Origin of the sequence: Microcoleus sp. Pol7_B2 (genome assembly GCF_036701035.1) — a bacterium.
In the GTDB taxonomy this organism is placed as follows: domain Bacteria; phylum Cyanobacteriota; class Cyanobacteriia; order Cyanobacteriales; family Microcoleaceae; genus Microcoleus.
On the sequence record NZ_JAUBQB010000138.1, the window covers coordinates 1 to 7,945 of the forward strand.

7 protein-coding genes are annotated in these 7,945 nt (G+C 46.5%); 5 read left to right on the forward strand and 2 right to left on the reverse strand.

Annotation, left to right across the window (positions count from 1 at the left end; translation table 11 throughout):
• Window positions 1–81 precede the first annotated feature (81 nt).
• Window positions 82–288: a DDE transposase family protein gene (locus tag QUA57_RS27605; protein ID WP_190733905.1), complete on the reverse strand. Its 207-nt coding sequence runs from the start codon at window positions 286–288 to the stop codon at window positions 82–84.
• 301 nt (window positions 289–589) lie between these two features.
• Here QUA57_RS27605 and QUA57_RS27610 point away from each other — a divergent pair, with 301 nt between their 5' ends.
• Window positions 590–3,235 carry a heavy metal translocating P-type ATPase gene (locus QUA57_RS27610; protein ID WP_333064958.1) on the forward strand — a complete coding sequence of 882 codons (2,646 nt, stop codon included), beginning with the start codon at window positions 590–592 and terminating at the stop codon, window positions 3,233–3,235.
• A gap of 197 nt (window positions 3,236–3,432) precedes the next feature.
• Here QUA57_RS27610 and QUA57_RS27615 read toward each other — a convergent pair whose 3' ends face one another.
• The gene (locus QUA57_RS27615; protein WP_190659999.1) at window positions 3,433–3,780 is read right to left on the reverse strand and encodes a hypothetical protein; all 348 of its coding nucleotides are present in this window, start codon (window positions 3,778–3,780) and stop codon (window positions 3,433–3,435) included.
• Between the two features lie 105 nt (window positions 3,781–3,885).
• On the opposite strand from QUA57_RS27615, the gene tmk reads away from it, so the two are divergent.
• From tmk to QUA57_RS27635, 4 genes are all read left to right on the forward strand, one after another.
• The gene (tmk, locus tag QUA57_RS27620; RefSeq protein ID WP_333064957.1) at window positions 3,886–4,554 is read left to right on the forward strand and encodes a dTMP kinase; all 669 of its coding nucleotides are present in this window, start codon (window positions 3,886–3,888) and stop codon (window positions 4,552–4,554) included.
• A gap of 278 nt (window positions 4,555–4,832) precedes the next feature.
• A complete protein-coding gene (locus QUA57_RS27625; protein WP_333064956.1) occupies window positions 4,833–5,795 on the forward strand; it encodes a DNA polymerase III subunit delta' in 963 nt (320 codons plus the stop codon).
• A gap of 27 nt (window positions 5,796–5,822) precedes the next feature.
• Window positions 5,823–6,308: a peptide-methionine (S)-S-oxide reductase MsrA gene (gene msrA, locus QUA57_RS27630; protein ID WP_445251976.1), complete on the forward strand. Its 486-nt coding sequence runs from the start codon at window positions 5,823–5,825 to the stop codon at window positions 6,306–6,308.
• 577 nt (window positions 6,309–6,885) lie between these two features.
• Window positions 6,886–7,722: a metallophosphoesterase gene (locus tag QUA57_RS27635; protein ID WP_333064952.1), complete on the forward strand. Its 837-nt coding sequence runs from the start codon at window positions 6,886–6,888 to the stop codon at window positions 7,720–7,722.
• Window positions 7,723–7,945 lie beyond the last annotated feature (223 nt).

Consider the following 7,945-nt stretch of genomic DNA (forward strand, 5'->3'; position numbering starts at 1 on the left):
TGTCATTGGTTTTCTCACAGGATGGTCTTGGATCTTACATTCTTTATCTCTAGCACATCTTTAGAAAAATGGTATAATTCGTCATTGCGGCTGGCATTTGCCGGCGCGAATTAATCCGATGCGGCGGGCAATGGCATCTTCGGCAGAATCGTAAGGACCCCACTTTTCAATAATACTGGGGTTTTGTTCTTCAAGTTGCGCGATCCTCTGCGAGGGCTCCGCCAACGGCAAAATTTCGCAATTCCCCGCAGGACGTTTGACAATATAAAATTTTGGTGTTTCTGTCATAGCTAAATTCGTCAAATAAAAGCTGGATACTAACTAGGCAATTGGCTCATTATATCAAATAGGGAAACAGCAATGCCGTGTCCCAAGTGTGTCTTAGCATTAAACTCGCCGTCCTACAGTAGTTGAAACCCCTCCCGGACTGCGGATTTAACCGCCTGCAACTAATAAGAATTAAAAAAAACTAACACTTTTGGAAGATGCCACAATATTTATCTATGATCAAAATATAGACATTTGTCTAAACAGTGCATTAACCCCTTTCAGAAGTGGCGAAATATTCTAATCAATACCAAAAAAAACCATGCAATTTCTACCCAAAACAATCCCCGAAATTCAACCAGAAATCATATCAGTTAAAGAATCACCGCCAGAACTTGTTACTTTCGATGTCGGCGGGATGAAATGTGCCGGCTGCGCGAAAGCTGTGGAACGCCAACTCATGCAATATTCAGGCGTAATTTCAGCTTGCGTTAACTTAGCCGTAGAAGTCGCGACGGTTGAGTGTCAACCGGGGACTGTCGATGCAGAAGCTTTAGCGAAAAAGTTGACTGATAATGGATTTCCCTCTCAGTCTCGTTCAGGTGAAAATCAGTGGGAAGCAGAAGCGACAACAATTGAACGACGGCGACAAGAAATTCGACAGCAAATCAAGCAATTGACGATCGCCCTTATCCTAATTATTTTATCGGGTTTAGGTCACGTACTCGGCACAAAAGCCCCAATTCTCAGCAATATTTGGTTTCACTGGGGACTCGCCACCCTAGCTTTGCTGCTACCGGGCCACCCGATTATCGTTGACGGGTGCCGCAGTTTGTGGCGAAATGCACCGAACATGAATACTTTGGTAGCTTTAGGCGCTGTCACAGCTTACACGGCTAGCAACGCGGCCCTGCTGTTTCCACGTATGGGATGGGAGTGCTTTTTTGACGAACCCGTGATGCTGCTGGGCTTTATTTTGTTGGGCAAAACTCTCGAACAGCAAGCCAGACGCCGCGCTGCATCAGCTTTGCAAGCTTTAATGGCATTGCAACCGGCGAAAGCCCGCTTAGTTGATTTTAAACTCCCGAGTTTAGATGTGCGATCGCAAGAATTACCTTTAAACTCGACATCAGAGGTCTACGATCCACAATACATTGAAATTCCTGCCGATCGCGTCCGAGTCGGAGAATGGCTGCAAGTTTTGCCAGGGGAAAAAATACCGGTAGACGGCGAAATTTGCGAAGGCAAAACAACAATAGATGAGTCGATGCTGACTGGCGAATCAATGCCGGTTTTGAAGCAACCAGGAGATACTGTTGCGGCGGGAACTATCAATAAATCCGGGGCAGTTGTGATGCGCGCAACTCGCACCGGTAAGGAAACAACTGTAGCTCAAATGGTGGCTTTGGTGCAGGCCGCCCAAACTCGCAAAGCGCCGATTCAAAATTTAGCTGATACTGTTGCGGGATATTTTGTCTATGGGGTAATGGCGATATCGGTTTTAACTTTCCTATTTTGGTATTTTGCCGGCACTCATATTTGGCCTTCTGTGCTTTTAGGACATGAGATGGGGCATGGGGCATCGGGCATGGGGCATCGGGCATGGGGCATGGGAAATCAATTACCAATTACCGATTACCAATTACCAATTACCCATTACCAATCGCCTTTGCTGTTAAGTTTGAAATTGGCGATCGCAGTTTTAGTGATTGCTTGTCCTTGCGCTTTGGGACTGGCTACCCCAACTGCAATTTTAGTCGGTTCTGGCATCGGGGCGGAGCGCGGACTTTTAATTCGCGGTGGTGATGTTTTAGAACGGGTACATCAATTAGATACGGTAGTTTTTGACAAGACGGGCACTCTGACAACCGGAAATCTCACACTCACAGATTATTTGCCGGTTTTCCAGAATTCGGAGTGGGATTTGAACTCAGATATTAATGTTGGAAACAAACAAGATGTTTGTTCCACAATTGATGGAGTTTCTGGCAACAGGCAAGATGCCTGTTCCACAATTGAGGGATTTTCTGGCAACAGGCAAGATGCCTGTTCCACAATTGATGGGGCTTCTGGCAACAGCCAAGATGCCTGTTCCACAATTGACTCAAAACTGCTGCAAATTGCGGCGGCGGTGGAAAGGGGCGCTTGTCATCCCATCGCCGCAGCGATTTTGCTGGAAGCTCAACAACAAGGTTTGCCGCTGCTAGCTGCTGAGGATTTCTGCACGGAACCGGGATTCGGGGTTTCTGCTTTGGTGGAGGGCCGACGGGTGTTCGCGGGGAATGCTGAGTGGATGAAGCAGCAGGGGGTCGCTGTGGCGACGGAATTGTCGGGGTCTTTGCAAGGCAAAACGGCGGTTTACGTGGCTTCTGGGGGCGTTTTGCTGGGGGTAATCGGGCTAAAAGATACTCTGAGGCCAGATGCTAAGGCTGCGGTGGAACGTTTGCGGGGCATGGGATTGCGGGTGATGATGCTGACGGGGGATACGGCGTCTGCGGCGGCGACGACGGCGCAGCAGCTAGATTTGGCGGCGGCTGATGTTTTGGCCGAGGTGCGGCCGGAGGGGAAGGCGAGGGCGATCGCAAGTTTGCAAGCCCAAGGCTGTAAAGTGGCTGTGGTGGGGGATGGCATCAATGACGCGCCGGCTTTGGCTCAAGCTGATGTCGGTATCGGTTTGCACTGCGGCACGGATGTGGCAGTTGAGACTGCTCAAATTGTGCTGATGCGAAATGCTTTGATGGATGTTGTTGAGTCGATCGAGCTGGGGCGCGCTACTTTCAATAAGATTCGCCAAAATTTATTTTGGGCTTTTGGTTACAATACTCTGGGAATTCCGGTGGCCGCAGGTATCTTGCTGCCTGCAACCGGAATTCTACTCAGTCCTGCGGCGGCCGGAGCATTTATGGCGTTTAGTTCTGTTAGCGTAGTTACAAATTCTTTGTTTTTGCGCCGGGGATTTCGAGCTTAAATTTAGGGATTGCATATAAAAGTCGGAGGCCATAAGTCATTAACTAGAAACTAAGGACTTATGGCCTCATCCCAATACGGATACAAGCCCCCCACACCAGGAGTCGAGACCAAAGAAGTTTCGACGTTAGTTCGAGGCCCCAGATTTATCTGTGGAGTCACTCTAAAATCTAAAATGTAAAAACGACTGACTGATGGCTAGAGTGCCATACTTTCCAAAAGTCGCCAGTTATTGTTGTTCATAATTGAACGACTCACTAGCTCGAACATTTGACGGCAGTGGTTGTTGGTTTGCAGGGGCAGTTCTTCGTTTTTAATCACGAAGTTCATGCGAACCTCTGAGTCGCTGGCCGTGTTTTTCTCAATTAGGACTTCTGCGGTGACAAGTTTGGCAATCGAAACTTGACCGGGAAGTTCGCGAGCCATGACGGAATCTCCTGTATTGTAGATAATATCAAGATTGCATGACTCTAAAATTTCAATCAGGGATTGACGCAGACGGTCGATCGGAACGGCAACGATAAAAAAACCAGTATAGCGAGCCATAGACAACTCCAGCCGTGAGGCATTTAGACTTTATTATCATACCGAACCTAGAACAGATGAACAGAACAATATGGATTTATTTTATTTAGGTGGAAAGTTAGGGCAATGAAGGGCAAACTTATCGTGTTTGAGGGGGTTGAAGGTGCGGGTAAAACTACGCAAATGCAGCGCTTGATACAGTTCCTGCAAGCAAGTTGCTGTTTGAGAGTCCGCTTGGTGGCTACTCGCGAACCTGGGGGTACTGAGCTGGGAAGGGGACTGCGACATTTGTTGCTGAAACAAGATGGGGGCGAATCTGTATCCGATCGAGCAGAATTACTCATGTACGCGGCAGATCGCGCTCAACACGTCGAAACTTTTCTTAAACCAGAGTTATCTAAGGGAACGATTGTTTTATGCGATCGCTTTACTGACTCTACGATTGCTTATCAGGGCTACGGCCGCGGCCTTAAGTTAAATTTAATTAAGCAGTTGAATGAAATTGCTACCGGAGGCTTGGAAAGCGATCTGACTTTGTGGCTGGATATTAATGTGGAGGAGGGTTTGGCGAGGGTAAGGGCCCGGGGAGGGTGCGATCGGATCGAGCAAGCTGATTTGAAGTTTCACCGCCTTGTGCAGCAAGGTTTTGCGGAGTTAGCCCAGGAAAATAAATCTCGAATTGTCCGGATAAATGCCGATCGCCCTGAATATGAAGTCGCTCAGGAAATTCAAACTATTGTAACTAGCAGGTTAGAAGCTTGGGGATATTTAAATAATACCAATTCTGAAAAGTAAGCTTACATAGATAGCCAGAAACCGGGTTTTTTACGAAATATTTGCTAAAAATCCTCAAGTTCGAGGAAAAACCCGGTTTTTTCGTTGTAACTAACTCACCATAGGGTAGCTATCAGGGCAAAATTCTTGAATAGGTAGTCATTACATTCAGCGCCCCTGACGCACCCTACAATAACTTCCTTCTGTCAACTGAATACTGTCAACTGTCAACCCTTCGACTGCGCTCTTCGGGCAAGCTGTCAACTGTCAACTGTCAACTGTCAACTGTCAACTGTCACATGAATTATTTCACCTCATTAATCGGACAAGAGCAAGCAGTAGAATTGCTAACACAAGCAGTCGAGCGCAACCGAATTGCTCCGGGTTATTTATTTGTCGGCTCTAACGGCATAGGCAAAAGTTTAGCCGCTCAGTCTTTCATCGAGCTTTTATTCTCAGCCAATCTTGCCGAAACCCGATTAATAGCCTCCGTGCAAACTCGCGTGCGGCAGCGGAATCATCCAGACTTACTCTGGGTAGAACCAACTTACATGAACCAAGGCAAACGGCTGTCGCCAAAGGAAGCAGAGGAAGCCGGTTTAAAGCGGAAAGCACCGCCACAAATTCGCTTAGAACAAGTTCGAGAAATCGGTGAATTTCTCAGCAGACCGCCGCTAGAAGCTGCGCGTTCAGTCGTAGTTTTGGAACAAGCAGAAACAATGGGTGAGGGAGCCGCTAACGGCTTGTTGAAAACATTAGAAGAACCGGGAAAAGCAGCGCTCGTTTTAATTGCTCCGACTGTGGAAGCTTTGCTGCCGACTTTAATTTCCCGCTGTCAAAAAATCCAGTTTTCTCGGCTGAATCCCCAAGCAATGGCACAAGTTTTGCAGCAAGCGGGATTCGCGGAGATTTTAGATCATCCCGAGGTAATGGGGATGGCTCAAGGAAGTCCTGGGGAGGCAATTTCTATTTGGCAGCAACTGCAATCAATACCCGAGGATTTGCTGCAAAAGGTGAAGCAGTTGCCTCAAAACCTGCGGTCTGCTTTGGAATTGGCCAAGGAAATTGATAAAACTTTAGATACTGAATCTCAGTTGTGGTTAATCGATTATTTACAACACTGTTACTGGCAGCAATTTTTGGCAGGGGGAATTAGTCGATCGCCCTTAGAACCCTTGGAGAAAGCACGACAATATTTGCTAAACTACGTACAGCCGCGATTGGTTTGGGAATGCACACTAATGGGAATATGTCAAGCATAATTTAGTGCCGAGTTTGAGCGCAATACGATGAGTAACACAATGGAAAAAGCCACATTTGCCGCCGGTTGTTTTTGGGGAGTTGAACACAAGTTTCGCGCCGTTGCGGGTGTCGTCTCGACTGCTGCGGGCTACACAGGAGGTCACTGGCCGAATCCCTGCTACCTAGATGTTTGCGCCAGAGTCACCGGTCACGCTGAAGCCGTGCTCGTAGAGTACGATCGATCGCAGGTGAGTTACGAAGCACTGCTAGATGTATTCTGGAACTGTCACGATCCCACCCAAATCAATCGCCAAGGCCCTGACAGAGGCGAACAGTACAGGTCGGTAATTTTTTATCACAATTCCGAACAAGAAAAAGCAGCTCGCCTCTCCCAACAAAAATTGCAAACTTCCGGTAAATACGACAAAGACATTGCCACCGAAATCAAACCTGCTGGTGAATTTTATATGGCAGAGGATTACCACCAGCAATATATTGAGAAGAAGCGGCTTTCGTCAAAAGTCATTAGTTAAAAAGTAGGCATACGCAACCAAAAATAAAATATTTTAGGGGCTGGTAAGCTAATGATCTATACTAGCCACCACTTTATTATTAATCCAAAGCTCTGCCTCCCCCAAGCCATGTTTATTTCCACCTACTTAGTAATAAATCATTAGTGATGAGATAGTGTTTGGTAGGGGTAATCCCCCCGTGGTAGGTCGATGCGATGGGGATGCGGCACCAATCTCAGCTTTGACAATTGCCAAAAGAATATAGATGCGGGGCGGAGAATGCCAGTCTGAAGAAGATCGATCGCGTTTTAAATAGCTCGTTACGCAAGTCATAAGATTATAAAAATGCTGTATTAGTTGGGCGCGTAAGACCCAAACAATTTTGCAAGAAAGCCTAACTGAAGATTGGGCATTTCAGTTTCAATTCTCTTGAGTAATCCCAGTTTTTGCGTCTCGGACTGTAGTCATTAGTCAGCAATTAGTAGTCATTAGTCAGATGACAAAAGGAAAAGGGAAGAATATCTCGTTTGGCAGTCTTGCTTGCTTGTTTATTTGCTAAGCTAGATGTGGCGATCTGTCACCAATAAACCTTAGATTTATGCACAGGTTATTAACTGGGAAACTGCGAGTAGAGTATTTAACAATACCGATAGCCAATCTTCCAGCAAATCTATCCGGTACTAAAATTGTACAGCTTACTGACTTTCACTATGACGGGGTGCGGCTGTCGGAATGGTTGCTACAAGAGGCGATTGCTGCGGCCAATGAAACTGAACCCGACCTGATTTTTTTAACCGGTGACTTTATTACCTACGATCCCGCACCTATTTACGACTTAGTGCAGCGATTGAAAAACTTGCAAAGTCGGGTGGGAATTTACGCGGTTTTGGGCAATCACGACCACTATTGGCCTGGGGCAAAGAGAGAGGTTGCTAATGCTTTAAATACCGTCGGGATTCGGGTTTTGTACAACGAAGCAATCTATCCTTTGGGGCCAGAATTTGCTTTAGTTGGGTTAGCAGATTTTTGGTCGGGCGATTTTGCGCCTAAACCTGTAATGGCATCAATAAATCCCGCGATTCCTCGGATTGTATTGTCTCACAATCCTGATACTGCTGAAAAGCTGCAAAATTGGCGTATTGATTTGCAGTTGTCGGGGCACACTCACGGCGGTCAAATCGTTATTCCTGGTATCGGCCCTTTGTACGCTTGGGTCAGAAAAATTGGCTATTTTATTCCTAAAGGAATCCGAAAGTTCATTCCTTTTATGTCGGCTTGGGAGCGAGTAGTTACTCACTGGGAATGGGCTAGCGGTTTGCATCAGGTTGGGAGTAATTTGCTGTACGTGAATCGCGGTTTGGGAACTTATTCGCCGGGAAGGCTATTTTGTCCTCCGGAGGTGACAGTAATTACTTTGGTTTGTCAAGATACGTAAAGGCTGGTTTAGGGTGCATACATTCCTGATAATAGATAATATAGCAGAAGGAAAAAGGAAGTTCGGCAACGGATTCGCTTTCTTCGGATGTAACGGATGTCAGGAAGAAGGAAGAGGGAAGAAGTAAAAATGATTTTTGTACAATTTACAGCAAATTCCATGTAAATGTGGTACACTACATTCAGTACATCAGCAGAAAAAATGAAAGCTTATTCGCTCGAGT

Coding starts and splice junctions, on each gene's coding strand:
- QUA57_RS27605 (WP_190733905.1), bottom strand. CDS start 288: ATGACAGAAACACCAAAATTTTATATTGTCAAACGTCCTGCGGGGAAT.
- QUA57_RS27610 (WP_333064958.1), top strand. CDS start 590: ATGCAATTTCTACCCAAAACAATCCCCGAAATTCAACCAGAAATCATA.
- QUA57_RS27615 (WP_190659999.1), bottom strand. CDS start 3,780: ATGGCTCGCTATACTGGTTTTTTTATCGTTGCCGTTCCGATCGACCGT.
- tmk (WP_333064957.1), top strand. CDS start 3,886: ATGAAGGGCAAACTTATCGTGTTTGAGGGGGTTGAAGGTGCGGGTAAA.
- QUA57_RS27625 (WP_333064956.1), top strand. CDS start 4,833: ATGAATTATTTCACCTCATTAATCGGACAAGAGCAAGCAGTAGAATTG.
- msrA (WP_445251976.1), top strand. CDS start 5,823: ATGAGTAACACAATGGAAAAAGCCACATTTGCCGCCGGTTGTTTTTGG.
- QUA57_RS27635 (WP_333064952.1), top strand. CDS start 6,886: ATGCACAGGTTATTAACTGGGAAACTGCGAGTAGAGTATTTAACAATA.